The 22,826-nt window shown below is 63.5% G+C and carries 16 protein-coding genes; 5 read left to right on the plus strand and 11 right to left on the minus strand.

The features are described from left to right. Positions 1–14: 14 nt before the first annotated feature. The 3 genes from B0G81_RS01965 to B0G81_RS01975 all read right to left on the minus strand — a co-directional run bounded on the left by B0G81_RS01965 (position 15) and on the right by B0G81_RS01975 (position 3,667). Complete coding sequence (locus B0G81_RS01965) at positions 15–1,283, minus strand: ABC transporter permease (protein ID WP_208328592.1); 1,269 nt, start codon at positions 1,281–1,283, stop codon at positions 15–17. A gap of 128 nt (positions 1,284–1,411) precedes the next feature. Beyond that, entirely contained in the window at positions 1,412–2,461 is a 1,050-nt protein-coding gene (locus B0G81_RS01970; RefSeq protein WP_134133066.1) for an ABC transporter substrate-binding protein, read from the minus strand. 108 nt (positions 2,462–2,569) lie between these two features. After that, positions 2,570–3,667 carry an ABC transporter ATP-binding protein gene (locus tag B0G81_RS01975; protein WP_116122683.1) on the minus strand — a complete coding sequence of 366 codons (1,098 nt, stop codon included), beginning with the start codon at positions 3,665–3,667 and terminating at the stop codon, positions 2,570–2,572. 129 nt (positions 3,668–3,796) lie between these two features. Here B0G81_RS01975 and B0G81_RS01980 point away from each other — a divergent pair, with 129 nt between their 5' ends. After that, entirely contained in the window at positions 3,797–5,344 is a 1,548-nt protein-coding gene (locus tag B0G81_RS01980) for a PLP-dependent aminotransferase family protein (protein ID WP_116122684.1), read from the plus strand. A gap of 8 nt (positions 5,345–5,352) precedes the next feature. On the opposite strand, the gene B0G81_RS01985 is transcribed toward B0G81_RS01980, so the two are convergent. Then, positions 5,353–9,117 (minus strand): DUF748 domain-containing protein, encoded by a 3,765-nt coding sequence (locus B0G81_RS01985; RefSeq protein ID WP_134133070.1) that lies wholly within the window; start codon positions 9,115–9,117, stop codon positions 5,353–5,355. Positions 9,118–9,345: 228 nt separating this feature from the next. Beyond that, positions 9,346–10,764: a DUF1254 domain-containing protein gene (locus B0G81_RS01990; protein ID WP_134133073.1), complete on the minus strand. Its 1,419-nt coding sequence runs from the start codon at positions 10,762–10,764 to the stop codon at positions 9,346–9,348. A gap of 293 nt (positions 10,765–11,057) precedes the next feature. Here B0G81_RS01990 and B0G81_RS01995 point away from each other — a divergent pair, with 293 nt between their 5' ends. From B0G81_RS01995 to B0G81_RS02005, 3 genes are all read left to right on the plus strand, one after another. After that, complete coding sequence (locus tag B0G81_RS01995) at positions 11,058–11,708, plus strand: FMN-binding negative transcriptional regulator (protein WP_134133076.1); 651 nt, start codon at positions 11,058–11,060, stop codon at positions 11,706–11,708. 126 nt (positions 11,709–11,834) lie between these two features. After that, positions 11,835–14,495 (plus strand): heavy metal translocating P-type ATPase, encoded by a 2,661-nt coding sequence (locus tag B0G81_RS02000; RefSeq protein WP_134133080.1) that lies wholly within the window; start codon positions 11,835–11,837, stop codon positions 14,493–14,495. 342 nt (positions 14,496–14,837) lie between these two features. Continuing rightward, complete coding sequence (locus B0G81_RS02005; RefSeq protein WP_134133084.1) at positions 14,838–16,811, plus strand: methyl-accepting chemotaxis protein; 1,974 nt, start codon at positions 14,838–14,840, stop codon at positions 16,809–16,811. A 79-nt stretch (positions 16,812–16,890) separates the two neighbouring features. Here B0G81_RS02005 and B0G81_RS02010 read toward each other — a convergent pair whose 3' ends face one another. Beyond that, complete coding sequence (locus tag B0G81_RS02010) at positions 16,891–17,544, minus strand: glutathione S-transferase family protein (RefSeq protein WP_106281696.1); 654 nt, start codon at positions 17,542–17,544, stop codon at positions 16,891–16,893. A gap of 219 nt (positions 17,545–17,763) precedes the next feature. Between B0G81_RS02010 and phaZ the strand changes: the two genes are divergently transcribed. Continuing rightward, the gene (gene phaZ / locus B0G81_RS02015; protein ID WP_134133088.1) at positions 17,764–19,227 is read left to right on the plus strand and encodes a polyhydroxyalkanoate depolymerase; all 1,464 of its coding nucleotides are present in this window, start codon (positions 17,764–17,766) and stop codon (positions 19,225–19,227) included. An 83-nt stretch (positions 19,228–19,310) separates the two neighbouring features. Here phaZ and B0G81_RS02020 read toward each other — a convergent pair whose 3' ends face one another. From B0G81_RS02020 to B0G81_RS43450, 5 genes are all read right to left on the minus strand, one after another. After that, positions 19,311–19,745, minus strand: coding sequence for a cupin domain-containing protein (locus B0G81_RS02020; RefSeq protein ID WP_134133091.1), 435 nt, complete (start codon positions 19,743–19,745; stop codon positions 19,311–19,313). A gap of 177 nt (positions 19,746–19,922) precedes the next feature. Continuing rightward, positions 19,923–20,534 (minus strand): flavin reductase family protein, encoded by a 612-nt coding sequence (locus tag B0G81_RS02025; RefSeq protein WP_134133094.1) that lies wholly within the window; start codon positions 20,532–20,534, stop codon positions 19,923–19,925. Between the two features lie 129 nt (positions 20,535–20,663). Further along, positions 20,664–21,578: a 3-hydroxyacyl-CoA dehydrogenase family protein gene (locus tag B0G81_RS02030; RefSeq protein WP_134133098.1), complete on the minus strand. Its 915-nt coding sequence runs from the start codon at positions 21,576–21,578 to the stop codon at positions 20,664–20,666. A 153-nt stretch (positions 21,579–21,731) separates the two neighbouring features. Then, complete coding sequence (locus B0G81_RS02035; RefSeq protein ID WP_106281688.1) at positions 21,732–22,031, minus strand: hypothetical protein; 300 nt, start codon at positions 22,029–22,031, stop codon at positions 21,732–21,734. A 441-nt stretch (positions 22,032–22,472) separates the two neighbouring features. Further along, a complete protein-coding gene (locus B0G81_RS43450) occupies positions 22,473–22,631 on the minus strand; it encodes a hypothetical protein (protein WP_166678917.1) in 159 nt (52 codons plus the stop codon). Positions 22,632–22,826: the final 195 nt, after the last annotated feature.

The raw sequence follows: 22,826 nt of genomic DNA on the forward strand, positions 1-22,826 counted from the left end.
GCGATAGTCTCCGTTCAGCCGAGGCTCAGTGACGAGCGCGTGAAGCGTCCGTAAATGACGTACAGCACGAGCGTCGCGGCGAGCAGCAGGCCGCCGAGCGCGCACGCCATGCCCCAATTGATCGTCACGTTGGTGAAGTACGCGACGTAGTAGCTGACCATCTGATCGTTCGGTCCGCCGAGCAAGGCCGGCGTGATGTAGTAGCCGATCGCCAGAATGAACACCAGCAAAGCGCCCGCGCCGATGCCCGGATAAGTCTGCGGTACATACACGCGCCAGAACGCCGCGAACGGATGACTGCCGAGAGAGACCGCGGCGCGCTGATAGGTGGGCGGGATCGACTTCATCACGCTATAGAGCGGCAGGATCATGAACGGCAGCAGAATGTGCGTCATCGAGATGTAGACGCCGGTGCGGTTGAACAGTAGCGCCAGCGGGTCATGCAGCAGCCCGCTGCCGATCAGTGCCTTGTTCACCAGCCCTTCGCTTTGCAGAATCACGATCCATGCGGCGACGCGCACGAGGATCGAGGTCCAGAACGGAATCAGCACGAGAATCATCACCAGATTTGCGCGGCGCTCGGACAGCGTCGAAATCCAGTAAGCGAGCGGATAACCGAGCAACAACGCGAAGAGCGTCACCGCCGCGCCGATCACAAAGGTGCGGCTGAATACGGCGAGATAGATCTGTTGATCAGGATCGGTCGGAATGATGTGGCCGAACGCGTCCTGCTTGTGGTCCAGCGACGCCAGCAGATAGAACGGCGAATATGTGCCGGAATTTTTTGCAATGGCTTGCCAGTACGCGACGTCGTTCCAGCGCTCGTCCAGTTCGACGAATTTCGCGCGCATCTGGGCGGGCGTCAGCTGCAAGGCCTTGTTGTTGTCGTCGACGAACGGCATGGCATGGGCGGACTTGGCGACCAGCGAACGGTAACCGGGAATCTCCACGTTCAGGCGTCGCGCGAGCGCTCCCATGCCGTCGCTGTCGGCGATCGCGGCAAGATCAACCGCCAGCGCGGCATAGGCGGTGTCGGGCGGCGGCGTCTTGCGATCCCATGCGCTCAATGAGGCCAGTGTATGCGGCAGCGCGTTGACGACCTCCGGATTTTGCGCGGCACGCGTGAGCAGCGCGCCGATCGGCACGACGAAAATAAGCAGTAGAAAAATCGCGAGCGGCGCGATCAACAACAGCGCCATCGCACGCTTCCTGGCCTCCGCCGCTTTGAGTTCGCGTTTGAGTCGGCCACTCGATTCAGGCGTGGAATCAGCAGCGATCGTCATCGTAGTCACACCCGTCTCTCCAGCTCTACATTGGAACCGCACGCACATCCATAAAAAATGCGCGCGCGTCATTGCACATCTCGAAGGCGCGACCACTCTCCCAGCCGCGCCCTCTCACGCAAGACTAATTACTTCGACGCCCACGACGAAAACCGCTGTTCCAGTTCGTCGCCATGATCCGTCCAGAACGCCAGGTTCTGCAGCACTGCGTTCTTCCCATTAGCCGGCGAGTTCGGCAGATTCGCAAGCGTCTTCGGATCGAGCGCCTTGATTGCCGCGACATTCACCGGACCGTACGCGATATGGTGCGCATAGTCCTGCTGCGGCTTCGACGCAAGCGAATAAGCGATGTACTTCTCGGCCAGCGCCTTGTTCGGCGTCCCCTTCGGAATCGCCCAATAGTCGAGGTCGTAGATGCTGCCGTTCCAGACCACCTTCAGGTTCTTGCCTTCCTTCTGCGCGGCGTCGATCCGGCCGTTGTACGCGGTGGACATCACCACGTCGCCCGCAACGAGAAACTGCGGCGGCTGCGCGCCCGCTTCCCACCACTGGATGTTCGGCTTCAATTCGTCGAGCTTCTTGAACGCGCGATCCTGGCCTTCCTTGGTGGCGAGCACCTTGTAGACGTCCTTCGGCGGCACGCCGTCGGCCATCAACGCGAATTCGAGGTTGTAGCGCGCGCCCTTGCGCATCGCCCGCTTGCCGGGGAATTTCTTGACGTCCCAGAAATCGGCCCAGCCGGCCGGCGCCGTTTTCAGCTTGTCCGCGTTGTACGCCAGCGCCGTCGACCACACGAAGAAGCCGACGCCGCAAGTTTGCGGTGCTTCGGGAATCAGATCAGTCTTCTTGCCGATCTTCGACCAGTCGAGTTTCTCGTACAGCCCTTCATCACAGCCACGGCCGATATCGCCCGATTCGACTTCCACCACGTCCCAGTTCACATGCTTGGCTTCGACCATCGCTTTCACTTTGGCCTGCTCGCCGTTGTATTCGACGGCGGTGACTTTACTGCCGGTCTCTTTTTCGAACGGTTGGTTGAATGCAACCTTTTGCGCGTCGCCATTCGCGCCGCCGAAATTGACGACCGTCAATTCCGCTGCATTGACTTGCGCGGCGCCCAGCGCGAGCGCCACAGCACCGACAGCGATGGCGCAGCGCGATTTCCCGATCTTGCTCATGGTGTGTTGCTCTCCTTTGGTGGTGTGCTTCAGTACGTTCAGTGCGACTTTGTTATGTGCTGCTTGACCTGCTCTGCCTGCGTCGAACACATTGCGTAGTCGACGCGTTCACGCCCCTGCGAATACTCGCAAATGCTCGGGTGCGAATTCGAGTGCGACCGGTGCGCCGGGCGCGAAGGTATCGAGCACGCCGGTGCCGAGCGGCACTTTCACGAAGCACTCGTCCTGTTGCGGCAGACCACAACGCATGCGTACGTGATCGCCGAAATAGATCAGCCCGCGCGCTTCGCCGGCGAGCGCGTTGGCGCCCGGACGTGACGACCCGCTGGCGAGCTTCATGCGCTCGGGCCGGATGCACGCGACCGCCGGCGTGCCCGCGCGGGCACCGCCGATATTGCGACCGGTAAGGCGCGTACCGTCGATCAGATGGAATTCGCAATACTCGCCGTCGACGTTCGCGATCGTGCCGCGCAGCTTGTTGCTGTCGCCGATGAAGTTCGCCACGAACTCATTGCATGGCGATTCATACAGACGATCCACGGTATCAAGCTGCTGCACGATGCCTTTATCGAACACGGCGACGCGATCGGACATGGTCAACGCCTCGCCCTGATCGTGCGTGACGTACACGAACGTGACGCCGAGTTTCTCGTGCAGTGATTTAAGTTCGTACTGCATGTGTTCGCGCAACTGTTTATCCAGCGCGCCGAGCGGCTCGTCCATCAGCACGAGCTTCGGCTCGAACACCAGCGCGCGGGCAAGCGCGATACGCTGCTGCTGGCCACCGGAAAGCTGCGCCGGATAGCGCTTCGCGAAGCTCTCCATGCGCACCATCTTCAGCGCGTTATTCGTGCGATGCGCGCGCTCTTCCGCCGAAATCTTGCGCACAGTCAGCGGATACGCGACGTTCTGCTCCACCGTCAGATGCGGAAACAGCGCGTAGTTCTGAAACACCATGCCGATGTTGCGCTTGTGCGGCGGCACGGTATTGAGCAGCGTGCCGTCCAGCCAGATTTCGCCGCCGGTGGGAAATTCAAAACCCGCCAGCATCATCAGACAGGTGGTCTTGCCCGAACCGGACGGTCCGAGCAGCGTCAGAAATTCGCCCTGATAGATGTCCAGATCGAGCTGTTTGACGACCAGCGTTTCGCCGTCGTAGGTCTTGCGCACACCTCGAAAGCTGACGATCACGTCTTCGGTTTTCATGGTCCAAGTCTCCTCTGCGGTCCGGCTGGCTCCCGTGCAAAGCAGCGGGATTGCATCAATTGCGTGGCTCACTATAGACCGTTACGGTTCTACAATATGGAACCATTTCATTATTCCGGATAGAACCACTTGGACACCGTGATCTTGTCGGATTGGCTCGCCGCGCGGCTCGACCGCACGGCCGCCGAACCGGTCTACCGGCAGACCTTGCGGCTCATGCAGCAGGCCATCCTGACCGGCCAGTTGCCGCCTGGCACCAAGCTGCCCAGTTCGCGCACGCTCGCCGAAGACCTCGGCATTGCGCGCAACACGGTGCTGCACGTCTACGACCAGTTGACCGCCGAAGGCTATGTGATCTCGACCACCGGCAGCGGCACTTATGTTGCCGACACGCGCCCGGACACGGCCGCCGTGAACATGCGCAGCAAGCCGGCAGTGGCGAGCGTCGACAAGGAAGACAGCACACCCAGGGAAACTCCCAAGCCGCCGAAACGCGACCTGAGCGATCTGTCGACTCGCGGACGGCGTCTGATCGACAAAGCCGGCGTGTCCGCCAAACAGTGGGGCGCGTTTATGCCGGGGGTGCCCGACGTCGCGGAATTTCCGGCGCGCACATGGAGCCGCCTGCAGGCGCGCTTGTGGAAGGAAGCCAATCCCGATCTGCTTACTTACGCGCCCGGCGGCGGCTACCGGCCGTTGCGGCGAGCGTTGTCGGATTACCTGCGGGTGGCGCGCTCGGTGAATTGCACGCCGGACCAGATCATCATCACCACAGGCATTCATCAATCGATCGATCTGGCGGTGCGCCTGTTGACCGATGTCGGCGACCGCGCGTGGGTTGAGGAACCGTGCTATTGGGGCGCACGCAGCGTGCTGCAGTCATCGGGGATTACCCTCGTGCCGGTGCCGGTGGATGACGAAGGCCTCAATCCGCGCGAACAGGACTTGCAACAGCCGCCGCGGCTTGCGCTCGTCACGCCGTCGCATCAGTATCCGCTCGGCATGGTGATGAGCCTCGCGCGCCGCCGCACACTGCTCGAATACGCGCGCCAGCACAACGTATGGATCATCGAGGACGACTACGACAGCGAGTTCCGCTACGGCAGCCGTCCGCTCGCGTCTCTGCAAGGACTCGACGAAGCCGGCCAGGTGATTTACGTCGGCAGTCTGGGGAAGATGCTGTTTCCGGGCTTGCGGATCGGCTACATGATCGCGCCCGAGCATCTGGTGGACACGTTCCGCACGGGCGTAGCCGAGTTGTATCGCGAAGGTCAGTTGATGCAGCAGGCGGTGATGACCGACTTCATCATGGACGGCCATCTGACGTCGCACGTTCGGCGCATGCGCGCGCTATATGGCGAACGGCGACAGATTCTGATCGACGCGATCACCGCGCGCTTCGGCAGCGAACTGCCGGTGATGGGCGACGAGGCCGGCCTGCATCTGGTGCTTGGCTTGCCGGATCACGCGAATGACCGCGCGGTGACCGCCGCCGCTTACGACGCCGGCGTGATCGTGCGTCCGCTCGCGAGCTACTACAGCAGCGATACGCCCGCGCGTCGCGGGCTGCTGCTCGGCTATGCGTGCGTGCCGAACGACAAGATTGGGCCCGCGTTCGACACGCTCGCACGTGTGATCGAGCAAACCGCGTTGAAGGCGCCGACGCGCGCCGCCTGAGCGCGCGCTCATTTCAAGCCGAAGTCGACCCGCGTCGTCGCACCTTTGTCGTTGATGCCCTCGGCGTTCAGTTTTGGCGCGACGATAAACACGCGGCTGCTGTCGATCTTGCCGTCCAGATACTGCTGCACGCTCTGCGCTCTTTGCTGCGCGAGTCGGCGCAGGCTGGCGTCGTCGATCGGGGCGTTGGCGGCAAGCGCGCTCTTCATCTCGTCGTCCGGTAGGCTCTTGGTCAGGCCGACAAAATTGCGCGGCTTCTTGAAGTCCGCCGACTTGTAGGCCTTGCTCAGATACTTGTCGTAGTCCTTCGGGTCGACGGTGACGGTCGACAGATCGACGCTCTCGCCGTTGCCCACCACGTCTTTGATCTTCTGCTGCTTGACGAGGCGATCGATATAGCCGGTGCGCAACGCGGGTTCGTCGACAGCCGGGTCGACGCGGCCGATCAGGTCCATACGGATCGACGGTTTGTCGGACAGCGCCTTCACGATCGTGTCGAGTTTCTGGGTGTCGGCGTCCGTGAGTTTCGCCGAGCCGGGTTCGAACTCGACATAGCCCAACTCCTCGCCCTTGCCGCCGAACGCGTTGGCGATCAACGAGAACGGCGCGGTCACCGCCTTCTGTAGCAGATTGAGCACGGCGTGCCAGATCAGGCCGCCAATACTGAACTCGGGATTCGACAGCGAGCCCGACACCGGCAGGTTCACGTCGATTTCGCCGCGCGAATTCTTCAGCAGCGAGATCGCGAGACGCACCGGCAATTTGGTTGCCGTATCGTTATCGACGTGATCGCCGAACGTGAGCTGGTCGATGAAGATGTGGTTATTCGCGTCCAGCTGATCGTTCTCCAGCTTGTAATGCAGATCGACGTTCAGCTTGCCCTTGGTGATGGGATAGCCGGCATATTTCGCCGAATACGGCGTGAGATTGGTCAGTTCGATATCGTGCGCGACCGCCGTCAGATCGAGCGCCGGCTTCGCAATCAGCGGATTGACGGTGCCGCGAATCGACAGCGGGCCATTGGCCGCCAGTTTCGCGGCGATGTCGACCGGCGCGGCCGTGGTGGATTGCGTGCCGAACGCGCCGACGGTGCCTTGAATGTTGACCAGGTTCGCCGTGAAATTCGGCTTGATGAAGTTGTCGGTGTACGTCACGCGGCCCTGTTGCAGGACCAGTTGACCGAAGTGCAGTTTGACCGGGCTTGACGGCGGCGTGGCCGCCGTCACCGTAGCAGGTGCCGCCGATGAAGCCGGCGCGGGCGCAGCCGCGACCGCCGATGCTGGTTGCGGCGTCAACGGCACGGGGTCCGCACCGCTCTTGTCGCGCGTCAGCGATTGCGGCGCGCCGCTTTCATGCGCAACGACGTCCTTCAGGTTGAGCTTGCCCTGCGGATCGAGCAGCACGCGTCCATAGAACTTGGTGAACGTGACGCGGCCCGCGTCGACCACGGTGCCATGCTCGTCGTAATCGGCTTTCAGGTTGGACAATGCCAGCGAGCCCCATCCCGCGAACGGGTCGGAGGTCGCCTTGTCGAGCATGCGGACTTCGACGAGCGCCAGGTCGCCGTGATAATTGGCTTTCAACGACTTTGCCTGATTCAACGTCAGGTCGCCGTTCGCATTGAGCAGCGCGCTCGCGATCACCGCATTCAGCTTGCTGCCGAAGTACGGCTCGAAGGCCGCTGCGTCGAGGCGGTTGGCGTTCACCTTGACGGCCACCTTGAGCGGCGTCGCCGTGACGTCGCCCTTTACGCCAAGCGTGCCCTTCCTGTTCAGCGTGGCCTGCAGATCGATCGGCAACGGACGGCTCAGATCGTCGCTGACGTTTTGCACCTTCAGTTGCAGCGGCGTGATGTTCAGTTTCACCGGCTGCGGTGTGGTGTTGTCGGTGAAATTGGCGGTGGCGTCCTTCAAGGTCAGTTCGCCGATTTTGTAGTGCCACGCGGGGCCTTCCGCCTGCGCCTTCTTGACCGCGTGAATCGCGGTGCGTTGCGGTGCGGCTTCGTGCTGGCCGGCAAGCGCGGCGAGGTTGATCTTGCCGTCTTTCAGACGCTGCGCATCGACCGCGAGGCCGGTCGTGTCGACGCTGGCAATCTCGGCGTTGCGCGCCGCCACGTCCACCTGCTTAATCTTCACGCTACCTTGCGCGAGCGAGATCAGCGGGTCTTTGCTTTCGCGCGCCGCGACTTTCAGCGATTGCAGATTCAGTTGCGAATCGGTGACCATCACGGCTACCGGCGACTTCGACCAGTTCGCGCCGACATTGGCGGTGGCGGACAGCGCGCCGTCCGTGATCTGCGCGACGGTTGCGGTGTCGATATACGGTTGCAGCAACGGCAGCTTCAACGACTTCACGTCGATCTTCGCGCTCGCCGTCTTCGCGACGAGGCCGAACGCGCCTGCCACGCCGAGCGAGCCGCCGGCGTCCTTGAAATCCGTGTTTAACGTGTAGTGCGCGGGCGCGGTGGCGAGCGTCGAAAAATCGGTTAGCGTCACGGCCAGTTTTTGCAGGCTGACGTCGACGGGCCGCGAGGCGGCGTTGTCGTGGACATTCACGGTGCCGTCATTGAGCACGAAGCGCTTGATCGACAGATCCAGCGGCGGCGCTGTCTTTTCCGCGGCACTGGAACCGGATGCGGCAAGCGGCGCGCTCGCCGCCGGTCGCGCCGCAGCGGTTTCAGACGCGGGGGCAGACGCAGACGCCGGTGCCGGCGCGAACATCTTCTCGACGCTCACCACGCCTTCTTTATCGCGCGCAAGGTTGGCGGTCGGCGCGTCGATACGGATCTCGTCGAAGTGATAGAGGCTCTTCAACGGCTCGAGCGTGGCGGCCGCCACATGCAGCGCGCGCGCCGCGAAGAACGGCGCCTTGCTCTGATCCTGCACATCTACGTCGTTCATATCGACGGTGCCCGCCACGCGCAGCGAAGGCGCGTCGTTGGAGACCACGAAGTTGAGCTTGAGATCGGTGGACAGTTTGCCGGACTGCACGATCACCGGCAGTTTGGTCGGCACGTACGACATGAGACGCGGCACATCGAGCCCGTCGAAGCGCAACGACACTTCCGACTCGCGCGACGCGGCAAACGGCTTGGTCCTGCCATCGATGGCAAGCGGACTGCCGTCGATCCGCGCACGCAGCAAAGGCTCGACGAAGATGTCGGTTTTCGACGGCAGCGTGGCAATGAACGGAATCCCGAGCTTCCATTGATCGATCACATGCGTCGCGCCGAGCAGTTTGTCGTCGAACGTGATCTGGCCATTTTCGAGCCTGATGTTCGACACGGAGAACAACGTGGGTTTGCTATCCGGCTTGGCCGGCTGCTTCGAGAATTTCTCGATCAGGTCGGTGAAATTGAAGCGCTGCGCATCGTAACGAACAATATGAAAGCGCGGCGAATCGAGCTGCACTTCGTCGATGATCGGCGCCGCGCGAAACAGCGAACTCCATGACGGCTGCACGATGAGCCGCGAGATATCCACGAAGTCGCCCGCGCCGCCGCGCTCGCCGATATGCACACGATCGGCTTCGAGCTTGAGCGTGTACGGATTGAGCGCAATGCGCCCGATGGTGGCGGGACGGTCGAGTTGTTTGCTGAGCTGTTGCTCGGCAATGTGGCGAATCAGCGGCGGCGCCGCGAAGAAACCCAGCAGACCGAACAGTACAACGAAGATCAGCAGACCGGTGATGACACGCCGGGTGCGGCGTGACTGCGCGACATCGCGCATGGTCTGCATGGACGAGGCTAATGATGCTTTATTGAGGCTTGCCATGCTCGGTCTTGGGTAGTGCGGCGGCAAGCCCGCCGCGAAAACGAAAATCCCGCAAGCGGCAGTATAAGTCGTGAATCTTTCGTGGGATATAAATGTAAGGCGTGGCTTACACAATACTCCGCGCAATAGCGTCGCAGGTCCGCCGAGCTGATGCGGCGGACCTGCGACGTTCGATGCGTCAAGCGCTCGTTACTGAAGCGCGGCTGTCACGTTGTGGACACGGAAGCATCATTGGCGCACGACGGCCGGCGGTTGCCAACTGCCGTCGGTGGCTTGCGGCTTGGGTGCGTACAGACGCAGCACGAGTTGCAGATCGGCACGCGGCGCCGGCAGCCAGTTGCCGCTCCGGCTCCGCGTGGACGACACCGTCACGTCGAGCGAGCCGTCGCGGTTGCGGCGTGCTCCATTGCGATCGCCGACCGCGAGACGCGCCGGCGCGCTTTCGCCGAGCGCGCCGTCCTTCGTGTAGGCCGTGATCGACCAGAAGCCGCGCACCGGCGGCAACTGATTCGGCGCGAAGTGGATCACGTAGCGGTTTGCGCCGTTGAGCGCGCGACCGTCGCTGTCCTGCGTAACGACCGCGCGAACTTCGTCGTCTTTCGTGCCGATGCCCGGTTGCGCATAAGCGGCATAGGCGCGCATCGCGTAGTCGGGGCCGTAGTTGCCCACGGCGTCGCCGAACCAGTTCCAGCCGTTGCCGCTCAGCAAATTGGACGGTGGCGTGACGACGCGTTCATGGCCGTCGGCGAGGCCGGCCGCGATGGCTTCCGGCGCCTTCGGGAGCTTGACCGGCTCGCCGGGCGTCACACCGAGGTCCGAGAGGAACTTGAGCGCGTGCGGATCCGCCGGAGTCGGCGGATTGTCAGGCAAAGCCTGCGCGAGTCGCGTGAAAAAGCCGCTCGCGTCGAGCGCCGCGACCTGCGCGGCCGGCGTGCCGGCAGCGCCCGCGGCGGCGTCGGCCGCATTGCTGCGCGGCGGCGTGATCGACGCGGACCGGCTGTCGCCCGCGTAGACACTCAGCGGCGCGACACGAATGGCGCGCTGCAGCTTACGGACCGCCGTCAGGTCGCGCGTGCCGTTCGACTGGATACGCACACTCATCCACGCGTTGCGAGTCGGCACGTCGACGCGCTTCACACCCTTGGGCAAATCCCCTTGCCAACCCGGGCCGACAAAGGCGATCGCCTGCACCTTGATGCCGGCCGCGCGCGTGTCGAACTGCGAGCTGGTCGACCACACCACGTTGGTCCACATGTCGAGCACGCGGGCGTCGACATAGCGGCCGTGCGAATCGGGCAGCGAAACGATCACCGGTTCGCTGCCGACGTCCAGCCAGCCGGTCGAATCGAATGTATCGAGACTCGGCTGCATTGGATTGGACGCGCCGATCGGCGGCAATGCCTGGGCGTGGCGCAGCGTATTGAGGGGCGCCTGGCCTGGATTGGTGCCGACCGCCGCATCGCGCGCGACGCCCATCAGCACCAGCGGATAGCCGAATACGTACGAGTCGGCCACTTCGTCCTTGATCCAGCCCGTGGTTTTTTGTGTCGCGGTGGGGGTCGACGCGCAACCGGCCAGAAATGCGAGGCCCGCGAACGATGCGCAGGTCCAGTGAATCGAAAACAGTGCTCGGCGATTTTTTATCATTCGTTCAGGTGGCGGAACGTGTGGTCCTAAGGGAGAGGCCGGCGTGCAGCGAACCCTGTGTGCGCGGCCTCCCAAAGCCCAACGCAGACAGTCCGCGGTTCGCGATGCCGACAACATCGGGTTGTATCGTATCCTTGCCCGGCAGGCAAGCGCAAAGGCAGGATTAGCGCCGGTTCGCGCGCAAGCCGCCTTTTTGCGGTACGGTTGACGTTTTTTGTCACGTCGCCCGGCACCCTGCGTCTCGGACGGCTTTTCATCATTGCCCTTTCGCCCCCTCGTATCCGGAGCGCTTTATGTACATGCCCGCCCACTTCGAAGAGAACCGCCCGGAGGTTCTCCATCGGCTGATCGCCGAGCAGCCATTCGGCGCGCTGATCACCAACGGGCCGAACGGGCTCGATGCGAACCATGTGCCGTTCGAGTTCGAAGTCCCGTCCACCGCCGGTGAAACGCACGGCATCCTGCGCGCTCACGTCGCCCGCGCGAACCCGGTGTGGCAGGAAGCCGCCGCGAATCCGGAAGCGCTCGTGATCTTCCAGGGTCCGGCCGCTTACATCTCGCCTAACTGGTATCCGAGCAAGCACGAAGCGCATCGGCAGGTGCCGACTTACAACTATATGGTGGTGCATGCCCACGGCCGCATCGCCGTGCGCGACGACGAGTCGTTCGTGCGCGGCCTGGTGGCGCGTCTGACGCGCAAGATGGAAGCTGGCGAACCGGTGCCGTGGAAAATGGGTGACGCGCCCGCTGACTTCATCTCGCAGATGCTCGGCGCGATCGTCGGTATCGAGATCGAGGTGACACGGCTGGTCGGCAAGTGGAAGCTCGGCCAGAACAAGGCGGCGGACGACCGCCGCGGCGCGGCCGAAACCCTGCTGGCGCGCGCGAGCGACGAACAGAAGGCCGTCGGCCAAGCCATGCTGAACGCGCCGCCGGCCTTCTGAGCAAGCGTTCCGGCGATGTGCGCGCGCCTTGAAACGCGTCCCGCAATTCGTCCTTGACCTTCCCATCATGGGAAGGTCAATACTGGGTTCATGATGCGGCCGATGCCGCCACGAGCCTTGCCTACCATGACCGAACTTGCCAACTCGCAGCGCCCCGCGGACGCTGCCACCTCTTCCGCCCGGATCGCCGAACTCGACATTGGCGGAATGACTTGCGCCTCGTGCGCGCTGCGCGTCGAGAAAGCGCTCAACAAAGTGCCGGGCGTCGCGCGGGCATCGGTGAATCTCGCCACGGAGCGAGCGCGCGTCGAGAGCGACGCCGCCGTCGACCCCGAGACGCTCGCCAACGCCGTGCGCAAGGCGGGCTACGACGCCACGCTGCCCGCCGCCACGGACACGCCTCCGCTCGTTGCCGACGCGCAGCAATCCACGCAACTGGCGATCGGCGGGATGACCTGCGCCTCGTGCGCGATGCGCGTCGAAAGAGCGCTGGCGAAAGTGCCGGGCGTGCTGGGCGCGTCGGTGAATCTGGCCACCGAAACCGCAACTGTCAGTCTGGATGGCGCGGCCGCTGCGCCGGATGCGCTGATCGCCGCCGTCAAGAAAGCGGGCTACGAAGCGAGCCTGATCGTGCCGCCGGATGCATCGGCCGCGACCGACCATGCCGACCACGTTGCGCCCGCCGACCGCAAGCGCGACCAGACCCGCCGCGAACTGGCCGCGGTGCTCGCCTCCGCGGTTCTGACGCTGCCACTCGTCGCGCCGATGCTCGGTGAATGGTTCGGCCTGCATGCGATGCTCTCGCCATGGCTGCAACTCGCGCTCGCCTCGATAGTGCAGTTCGCGTTCGGCGCGCGCTTCTATCGCGCGGCCTATCGCGCCGTGCGGGCCGGCGCGGGAAACATGGATTTGCTGGTGGCGCTCGGCACGTCAGCGGCGTATGGCATCAGTGTCTACGAACTGGCGACCCATCCGGGCGACATGAATCATCTGTATTTCGAGGCGTCAGCGGTCGTGATCACGCTGGTGCGTTTCGGCAAGTGGCTCGAAGCTCGCGCCAAGCGCCAGACTACTGACGCTATCCGCGCCCTCAACGCGCTGCGTCCCGACCGTGCGCGCATTCGCGTCGGCGCAGACGAACGCGACGTGCCGCTCGCGCAAGTGCGGGTCGGCACGGTGGTGCTCGTGCGCCCCGGGGAACGCGTGCCAGTCGACGGCGCGGTGCTCGAAGGCCGCACGCATATCGACGAATCGCTGATCACCGGCGAAAGCCTGCCGGTGCCGAAGCAGGTGGCCGACGCGGTCACCGCCGGCTCGATCAACGGCGAAGGCGCGATTGCCGTGACGACCACCGCGATCGGCGCGGAAACCACGCTCGCGCGGATCATCCGCCTCGTGGAAAGCGCGCAGGCCGAGAAAGCGCCGATCCAGCGCCTCGTTGACCGCGTCAGCGAGATCTTCGTGCCGGCGATTCTGGCGATTGCCGCGCTTACGCTGGTGGGCTGGTTGATCGCGGGCGCCGGCGGCGAAACCGCGATTCTGGACGCGGTCGCCGTGCTGGTGATCGCGTGCCCATGCGCGCTCGGCCTGGCCACGCCGGCGGCGATCATGGCCGGCACCGGCGTCGCGGCGCGGCACGGCGTGTTGATCAAGGACGCCGAAGCGCTGGAAACCGCGCATCGCGTGACGATCGTCGCGTTCGATAAAACCGGCACGTTGACGCTCGGCCAGCCGTCGGTGACGGCCTTCGAGCCGATCGGCGGCATCGGCCGCGACGAGGCGCTGGCGCTTGCGGCGGCGGTGCAGCGCCATAGCGATCACCCGTTGGCGCGCGCGGTGTTGAAGGCGCATGAAGTCGCGGCGGCGAACAACGGCGATGCGACGGCGGCTGACGCCGGCGGTGTGGTGGCAGCGAGAACTGGCGGTGCGGCAGCGGCGAGCGCCGGCGGCGCGCTGGCGACGGACACCACCGTCGCGGCGGCGCCAGGAGAAATCCCGCCGCAGCATGCGAGCGCCGCGCGCGCGGTCGCAGGCCGTGGCGTCGAAGCGGACGTCGACGGCCGCACACTGGCGCTCGGCAGCACGCGCTGGCTCAATGAACTCGGTATCGACCTGCCGCCGGAACTCGCCGCTCGCGCTCACGAACTCGAAGCCGCGGGCAACACGGTTTCCTGGCTCATGCAGCGCGATCCGCAAGCGCCCGCGGCACTCGCCTTGATTGCTTTCGGCGACACCGTCAAACCGAGCGCACGCGCCGCCGTCGAACGGCTCGCGCAGATGGGCATCAAGAGCGTGCTGCTCACCGGCGACAATCGCGGCAGCGCGGCAAGCGTGGCAAGGGCGCTCGGCATCGACGAATTTCACGCGGAGGTTCTGCCCGACGACAAGGCCCGCGTGATCCGCGACCTGAAAATTCGCAGCGCCGGCATCGTGGCGATGGCGGGCGACGGCATCAACGACGCCCCCGCGCTCGCCGCCGCCGACATCGGCATCGCGATGGCGACGGGCACCGACGTCGCCATGCATGCGGCCGGCATTACGCTGATGCGCGGCGATCCGGCGCTCGTGGCCGACGCCATCGACATCTCGCGCAAGACATGGCGCAAGATCCAGCAGAACCTGTTCTGGGCGTTCGTTTATAACCTGATCGGAATTCCACTGGCCGCGTTCGGTTTGTTGAACCCGATGCTCGCCGGCGCGGCGATGGCGTTTTCGAGCGTGAGCGTCGTGACCAACGCTCTGCTGCTGCGCACCTGGCACGGCGCGCAGAATCGCTCGGCAAGCTGAGCGAACATGCAGAGAGATGCCGTGCGGGCGGCCGCGCCGATTTCGGGCGTCGTCACGGCGCTCTGTGGCTGCGCGCCTGACGCGGCGCGCAAGTCGTTCGACGCACTGAGCGGACGCAGACAGAAATACCCGGCACACGGCGGAGCCAATTTACAGCGTCGTCACCAACGCGCTAGTGCTGCGAGCCGCGCATCGAAGCACTCCGCCGACCGCATGGTCAATTACTAAGTGCTTTCAAATCCCTAAAGAAAGCGGACGCCGCGGCCGTAAACAAGCCATCGATGCCGGGCATGCCTATGCATGGCTCGCGCGCGCCTGTTCTCCTTTACTCGAAAGACGTCCATGGAATTTCTCTCTTTGCGCCGCGCCAGCGTCGGCGCGCGGCTCGCCATTCTTTCGTGCATGCTGGTGGCGTTGATTTTCGCCGCGTTCACGTGGGCGCTCACCCGCACCGCCGGCCAGCAGATCAGCGATCAGGTGCTCGAACGCATCGCCGATAAGGACCGCTCGATCGCCGCGATGATCAAGCTGTTCGACAAAGCCTTGTCGAACGAGGTCGATCGCTCGATGTCGCTGTTCGCGAGTTTCCTGCCCGCCGGCTACACGCTCGACGAAACCCAGAAGGTCGACATCGGCGGCGTCGCCACGCCGACCATCAAGGCGGGCGACAAAGTCCTGAACATGGATTTTTCGATCCCCGATCTGTTTCTCGAACGCAGCGGCGCGGTGGCCACGATCTTCGCGCGCAGCGGCGATGATTTCGTGCGCGTCACCACGTCGCTGAAGAAGCAGGACGGCTCGCGCGCGATCGGCACGCTGCTCGACCGCAAGGCGCCGGCCTACGCGCTGCTGCTCGCCAACAAGCCTTATACGGGACTTGCCGCGCTCTTTGGCAAACGTTTGATCACGCAATACCGGCCGATCACGGACGCAAGCGGCCGCGTGATCGGCGCGCTGTTCGTCGGCGTGAACGTGGACAAGGAAATCCAGTCGGTGCAGGACGGCATTCGCAACCTGAAGATCGGCGATAGCGGTTATTACTTCGTCGTGAATGCGTCGAACGGCGCGGATCGCGGCAAGCTCATCGTGCATCCGGCCGCCGCCGGCCAGAGCGCCGACAACGCGAACGCGCCGTATCAGCAAATGCTCGACATGAAGGAAGGCCAGCTCGAATACACTTCGGCCGATGCAACACTCGGCGAACGCGGCTCGCACGACAAGTTCGTGTCGTTCGTCACCGTGCCGGAATGGCAATGGCTGGTGGGCGGCATCGCGCCGCGCGACGAAGTGATGGCCAACGTCATCACCACGCGCAACGAATTCCTGCTGCTCGGCTTCGTGCTGGTCGGCGTGTTCGCGGCCGTATTCCTGTTTGCCGTGCGACGCCTTGTGAGCCGCCCGCTCGACGAAGCCGCCAAGGCGTCCGAACGTTTCGCCTCGGGCGATTTGAGCGTGCGCGTCGCGAAGGGCGCGAACGCGCGCGCCGATGAAATCGGCCGCCTGATGCAGTCGATCGACGGCATCGGCGAAGGTCTCGCGCGGATCGTTTCGCAAGTGCGCAATGCATCGACGGATATGTCGCAGGGCACCGAAAAGATCGCCACCGGCAGCGGCAATATCGCCGCGCGGATCGCCACGCAGGCGAGCAGCCTCGAAGAAACGGCGGCCAGCATGGAAGAGATCACCTCGACCGTGCAGCAGAACGCCGACCACGCCGCGCAAGCCAACACGCTCGTCACGCGCGCCGCCGATGCCGCGCTCGAAGGCGGCCGCGCGGTCGAACGCGTAGTGTCGACGATGGGCGAGATCAGCCGCTCGTCGCAGAAGATCGCCGAGATCACCACCGTGATCGAAGGCATCGCGTTCCAGACCAATATCCTCGCGCTGAACGCAGCGGTGGAAGCCGCGCGTGCCGGCGAGCATGGCAAGGGTTTCGCGGTGGTGGCTTCGGAAGTGCGCGCGTTGGCGCAGCGCAGCGCGGCTGCGGTGAAGGAGATCGAAAGTCTGATCGCGACGTCCACGGCAACCGTGCAAAGCGGTTTCCAGATCGCCGAAGAAGCCAGCTCGACGATGCAGGGCATCGTTCAACAGGTCGGCCAGGTGCGGGCGATCATGGGCGAAATCAGTGTCGCTTCACGCGAGCAGTCGGGCGGCATCGAGCAGGTGAATCTCGCCGTCACGCAAATCGGCGAAGCCACGCAGCAGAACGCGACGATTGTCGGCGAGGCAGAACTCGCGGCAGCCGAGTTGCGCGATCAGGCCGCGCGTCTCGCGCAGGTGGTCAGCGTGTTCAAACTGGGAAGCGGGCGCGATTGAGGCAGAGTTGTCACGGCGCCGCGCTGCCTGATGCAGCGCGCGCCGCCTGCTGTTGCCAGAGTGGAAATGCCTCGCTTCGTCAGAACTCCACGTCCAGCTCGTCGATCTCCTCCACTTCCTGTTGCGCGTCGGCGATCCACTCCTGCATCTCGGGCAGTGCCATGATCCGCTGCCCGTATTCGACGATCTCCGGATCGAGTTTGACGTCGTAGGTCACGAAACGCGTCACCACAGGCGCGTACATCGCGTCCGCCGCAGTGCGCTCGCCAAACAGAAACGGGCCGCCGTACTGCTTCAGACAATCGCCCCAGATCGTCACGATGCGGTCGATATCCGACTGAGCCCGCGCCCACACCTTGAAGCCCGGAAAGTGCGCTTTGAGGTTCATCGGCAGAGCCGAACGCAGCGAGCCGAACCCTGAGTGCATTTCGCCGCAAATCGAGCGGCAATGCGCGCGGGCGCGAATATCTTCGGGCAGCAGTTTCGCGCCCGGTTTCAGTTCGTTCAGATATTCCGCGATCGCCAGCGTGTCCCAGACCTTGATGCCGTCATGAACGAGGCACGGCACCAGGATCGACGGCGAAAGCAGCAGGAGTTCGGCGCGTGCCGCGGGGTCGTCGATCGGCATCACGATCTCTTCAAAAGGCAAACCGCTGAACTTGGTCAGCAGCCAGCCGCGCAACGACCACGACGAATAATTCTTGCTGCTGATGGTGAGCGTGGTATTCGCCATACGATTCTCCTCCAGATGAGGCGCTCGATTGGCGCCCGACGCCATGCGTGCACGTTGCCGTGCGCGCGCGCACCAAAGCGCGGCAAATTCGGCCCGTTCTTCCGACCGGCGCAAATGCTATGCCAACGTGAGGCCACGGCTGCACGAGTGCGTATGCATGCATGGCACATGACTTGCCTTTATTTGGGCTCCTTCATCTTCAGCATTCGTGCGAAGGTTATGAACCTGTTCGCATATCCCACATACCAGGCTTTTGCCGACATGATGCTGCCAATGCGGCACGGCGCGGCGCTGGTGAATCATTCGCTCGACGCATGGCCTGCGTTCGGCGAGACGTCACATGGACGTTCGATCCGCGCGGCCTGCGAGTTGTTGACGCTGGCCGGACTCACGCCCGTGCGGCCGCCGTTCGAGATCGACAGCGTGATATCGGAAGGCAAATCCGTGCCGGTCGTCGAGGAAATCGCGGCGCACACGCCATTCTGTTCGCTGCTGCATTTCCGCAAGGCAACGCCGCCGTCGGCGCCGCAACCGCGCGTGCTGGTGATCGCGCCGATGTCCGGCCACTTCGCGACGCTGCTGCGCGGCACCGTGCGCACGATGCTGGCCGAACACGACGTCTACATCACCGACTGGCACAACCCGCGCGACGTGCCGCTAAGCCAAGGCCGGTTCGGTTTCGACGAATTCGTGCAGCACGTGATCGACTTCACCGAAACGATCGGGCCCGGCGCGCATCTGCTGGCCGTGTGCCAGCCGACGGTCGCCGCGCTCGCCGCGGTCGCGCTCATGGCCGCCGACGATCATCCCGCGCAACCGGCTAGCATGACGCTGATGGCCGGTCCGCTCGATACGCGTATCAACCCGACGCGCGTCAACGAACTCGCCAAAAGCAAACCGCTGGAGTGGTTCGAGCAGAAGCTGATCAGCGCGGTGCCGTTCGGTTTTGCGGGCGCGCACCGGCGCGTGTATCCGGGCTTCATGCAGTTGACCGCGTTTATGGCGATGAACCTCAACCGGCACCTCGACTCGTTCGAGACGATGTATTACGAGCGCGCCAAAGGCGATCCGGCAAAGGCCGACACGATCCGCACGTTCTATGAAGAATACTTCGCGACGATGGATCTCACGGCCGACTTTTATCTGGAAACCGTCGATACGGTTTTTCAGCGGCATGCACTGCCGTTGCATGCGCTCGAAGTGAAAGGGCGTCTCGTCGAACCGTCGAAGATTCGCCGCACCGCGTTGCTCACCGTGGAAGGCGAGAAGGACGATATTTGCGCCGTCGGTCAAACGCTCGCCGCGCAGGACATGTGCGACAAGTTGCGGCCGTATTTGAAGACGCATCACGTGCAGACCGGCGTCGGGCACTACGGCGTGTTCAATGGACACCGCTGGGAGCGGCACATTTATCCGCGCGTGCGCGCCGTGATCTACGACAACGAACCGCGCGCCGTGCTGGTGAGTTCGCGCGCGCGCACGATCCAGCCGGTGCCGGCCGCGACGGCTGCAGAAGTCACGCCAGCAGCGCCGGCGGCAACGGCGGTAGTCGATGTGGAAGTGGATGCGACGACGACGAACGCCGCGAACGGAACTAGCACCACGTCAAGTGCGAGTCCGACGGCGGCCATCAAGCCGCAAGCGTCACGAACTCCACGCAGACGGCCGCCGGCGGCGCAATGAGTTGCTGTTCGGACGCGCGCGGCGGCGGCCCGCTTGCTTGCGTAGTACCCGCTATTCAAGCGCGCAGCCGCCTTCTATCTTCGCTAAGCCGCAACGCTCTTCCACGGCGTCACGGTCGGCACGTCGCACGGCCCTTCGACTTCGATCGATTTGAAATCGGCCGGCGAGACGATTTCGATGTACTCCATATCTTCCGAGTAGTCGAACAGATAGTGGACGATGCCAGGCGCCTGATGCACGCAATCGCCGGCGGCGACGAGCGTCTCCTTGTCGCCGTACATGAAGCGCGCCCAGCCCTTCAGCATGATCACAATGTGGAAATCGGCCTCATGACGGTGCCAGCCGGTGCCTTGCTCTGGTGCGTGGTTCGCCTTGACGAGTTGCGCGAGCACCTTGCCGCTGGTCGCCTGCGCGATGCCTAAATCACGGTAGAGAAAAAAGTCGCGTAAGCCCTGATCCTCATAGGACGTGTCTTGCGGACGGACATGACTGAATTGCGTGGCGAATTCGGTGGACATGATCGCGCTCCTCGCGAGTGAGCCGGCAGTTGAAAACGACGCGTTGGAGCGTCGGTTGCAAGCATCAAGCGCGCCAGTGTGCGGGCGCTGCATTTTGCTTTTGCGCGTTTTCGGAGGCGACGCCATGAATGCCGCGCCATCTGGCTTGGCGCGACATGGTTTTGAGCGCTGGGCTGTCTACGCCGTTGGGCGGAACATCTGGAACATGTCGCCGATTTCCGCGTAGTCGGCGCGATAGCCGGCACGCATGATCGGCTGCGCGGCGTGGGTGTCGAACAAGCCGTCTTTCAGATACGCCTCGTTGATATGCACACCGACCACTTGCCCGAGCGACAGATAGTTGTCCATCGGCTTACCGTCGAGCGTATGCAGCCGCACCACTTGCAGCAGCTTGCATTCGAGCGCAGCCGGCGATTCCGCGACGTGCGGCACGGCCACGTTGCGGCCCGGGGCGGGCGTGAGGCCCGCGAGTTCGAATTCGTCGACGTGCGGCGCAACGGGCGCCGACGAGCGGTTCATCTGCTCGGCGAGCGGTTTGGTGGCCAGATTCCAGACGAATTCGCCGGTGGCTTCGATGTTGGTGACGCTGTCTTTATGGCCTTCGCTGGAGAAACCGATGATCGCCGGAAAGCTGGCGAACGCGCCGAAGAAACTATAGGGCGCGAGGTTCAAGGTGCCCGCGGTGTCGCGTGAAGAAATCCAGCCGATCAGACGCGGCGCGACGATGGCTTTGAACGGATCGTGCGGGAGGCCATGGCCGGTGGCGGGATCGTAGAAGTAGTGGGGCATGGAGATTGGGGCCTTGCGGATGGGGCGAGACGGCAGTTATACCGCAGAGCGGCGCAGGCTGCTGGGCGGGCCTGAAGTGCGAGGCATATCTTCACGTCGCGCTCTTAAGACTCGCCCTTTTCGCGTCAATCAACCCCGACTAATCACACGCTTGCGCCCTTGCTTCACCTGCTCCAGATGCGCATCGTCCCAGTCATGGAAACCCGCGCCGCTGCGCACGCCGACACGCCCTGCTTCGACGTGCTCACGCAACAGGTCGAGCACGTCTTCGTCCTTGGCCAGTTCCGGCATCAGATGGGAAGCGATGTCGAGGAAGGTGTCGAGGCCGCCCATGTCCGCGCCTTCGAGCGGTCCGACGATTCCCCAGCGGCGACCCAGCGACGCCTTCATCACGCGATCGATCACGTCCGGCGTCGCCGCGCCCGAGCGCACGATATTCAACGCCTCGCGCAGCACCGCGAACTGCAACCGGTTGCCGACGAAACCCGGAATCGCCTTCGCCAGCACAACGGGCTCCATGCCGATCGCACTCATCAACGCAGCCGTTTGCTGCGTCACTTCGGGCGCGGTCGCCGTGCCCGGCACGACTTCGACGAGCGGAATCATGTGCGGCGGATTCCAGAAGTGTGCGATCACGAAACGGTCTTTCGCCTGCAACGGAGCGGCGAGCTGATCGGGATGAAAACCGCTGGTGTTGCTCGCGAGAATCGCGTCGCCGGCCAGTAACTGGGTCAGCGCCGCATACAGGCGATGCTTCAGTTCGAGGACCTCGGGAATCGCTTCAATCACGAATTGCGCCGATGCCATCACGTCGAGTTCGGCATGCGTTTCGATGCGCGCCAGCGCCGCCTGTTTGGCCGCCGGGTCGATGCGGCCGGCGTCGATCAACTCGTCGAGCACCGCCTCCGCCTTCGGCGCGACGCTCGCGAGCCGTGTCGGATCGACGTCGTGAACGACCGTCCTGTGGCCATGCAACGCGCTTTGCGTCGCAATGCCGACGCCCATCAACCCCGTACCCACTACGCCGATCACTGCGTTGTCCAAGCCGCTCTCCTGCTGCCGTCGATAAAGCGTTCAAGCATAGCGCAGCAAGCCGATTCGTAAGTCCGAACGTGACAAAGCCGGTCTTCCGCGAGGAAGGACCGGCTTTGTCGACTTCAGACCGACGCCGCGTCGTGCGGCGCCGTCACGCGCGAATTAGTAGCGCGGGGGCGGACGATGGTCGTCGCGGTGATGCGGATCGTACTCGTGCGGGTGGTGGCGCATCCAGTCGTCGTGCGCCCAATAGCGATGGCCGTCGTAGTAACGGTCGCCGTGCCAGCCGATATTGATCGACACGCCCACCGGCATCATGTGCGGCTGACCGTAGACCGCCGGACCCGGGCCGTTTTCGACAACCACGCGTTCCTGAGCGAATGCGCTGCCGGCCGCGAGCAATGCGCCGCCTGCCAGCAAGGTTGCGATAATTGAACGCGATGTCTTGTTCAAGGTTTTCATAGTGACCTCCCATCAAAGTTTTGTATCAAGCCGGCGTCGGTGCTCGAGATTGACCTGAATCTGCTTTTTCAGGTTCGCCCCAGACGCCGTACGCTTGAGACCAACTTTAGCGGCGCAAACCGCATGAAGACGTGAGCACTTGTAAGTGCTCATTTCATAGAAGGGGACGATGACCAAAGCGCATTTTGCCCGTCCCGCCCTGTGTACAAAGCCACGGCTATGACTGGGTCGCGCGCGCCCGGCGGCCATCTTTTCAGGCGCCGTTACATTCCTTTCGGCCGGGAAATATTCGGGAGAAGCCCTGAAGGACGAAAGCGAGCCTGAAAAACAAAAAGCCACGGTACGCGTTTCGCGAACTGTGGCTTCAACAGTGATGCAATGCGCACCGAAGTGCGCGCCCGTACGCGGTTGTTCCGCGCTAGGGCCGGTACGGCTTTGCTCTTAGTCGCTCAGCTTGACGCCGAACAACGTACCTTGTGCTTTACGGACGCGTTGTGCTTCGCGGCTACGCGCTTCGTACGAGTAGTCCGAATCCAGCGGCAGATGGGGCGACGCAAAGAGGTCGCTGACCTTTTGGAACAGTGCAAAAATGAAGCTCATGGCGACTCCCGGTTAGTTACTGCATTTGCTAGGGTTTTCCCTTAAGAAGAAGTATAGGGTTTTCCCTAGGCAAAAGCTAGTGCAATGCAGCAATTTTTCGGTGTGGTGCGTTGTCGCAGCGTATTTTTCACATGTTGCGTTGCATCATGACAACGTCCCTGTTTTTGATTTCCAGGGTCGAAAGGGGCTGGGTGC

The organism is Paraburkholderia sp. BL6665CI2N2 (assembly GCF_004366535.1).
Lineage (GTDB): Bacteria > Pseudomonadota > Gammaproteobacteria > Burkholderiales > Burkholderiaceae > Paraburkholderia.